Annotated in this window: 1 protein-coding gene and 1 pseudogene; both read right to left on the reverse strand. The window is 63.7% G+C overall.

Features of this window, described 5'->3' with window-relative positions; all coding sequences use genetic code 11:
* A pseudogene (locus EOA33_RS37335) lies at positions 1 to 300 on the reverse strand (arginyltransferase); the annotation flags it as partial.
* Positions 301 to 439: 139 nt separating this feature from the next.
* The coding region (locus EOA33_RS37340; protein WP_145989582.1) for an RDD family protein at positions 440 to 785 on the reverse strand (346 nt) is incomplete at its 5' end.

Below are 785 nucleotides of genomic sequence, written 5' to 3' on the forward strand. Positions count from 1 at the left end.
GTGCATGGCGCCGACGAGGTCGGCATTGTGCTGGATCACCCGCTTCATGTTGCGGCTGGCGGTGAACTCCTGCGCCAGGATGCGCACCGACACGCAGGCGCGGCAGGTTTCGCAGGCGGGCCGGTAAGCGATGTTCTGCGAGCGCCTGAAGCCACCTTGCGTCAACAGGTCGTTCATCTCGGGCGCCTTGTCGCCGACAAGGTGGGTAAACACCTTGCGCTCGAACTGGCCCTCCAGATACGGGCACGGCGACGGCGCGGTCAGGAAGAACTGCGGCGACTGGGTCGGATGCTGCGTCATCGAGTCTAGGAAACGCTCCTGCGAATCGCCTTACCTTTGGCCCGGTTGGCGAAAAATTCAACAGGATTATGAGGCGGCGGCCAACCGAAGTCCTTCATATTTGCGGATAAGCGCTCGCGCCGGCCTTCGGAGAGCGGCGTTAGTGGTCGGTGCGGCTGACCACTGTGCCAAGCAGCAGGTCGTGCAGCGTGCGCTTGCGGTCCGAAAACAGCGTCACCAAGAGCACCAGCGGCGTCAGAATGACGTTGCCGGCCCAGAACAGCACCGAATGCACGACGGCGGTCAGCCCATCTATGCGGCTGCCGTCGAGGCGGTCGAGCCGGATGCCCATCAGCTTCATGCCGGTGGTGGCCTGGTCGACGCTGCCCAGCGTGTTCCAGATGTAGAGGACGGCGACCGCCGGCACGAGCACCGAAAACAGCATCCAGCCAAGGCCGAGCGTCAGCAGTCCGAAGACGAACACCAGGATCGCGAACGGGATGGTG

Origin of the sequence: Mesorhizobium sp. M4A.F.Ca.ET.050.02.1.1 (genome assembly GCF_003997725.1) — a bacterium.
Lineage (GTDB): Bacteria > Pseudomonadota > Alphaproteobacteria > Rhizobiales > Rhizobiaceae > Mesorhizobium.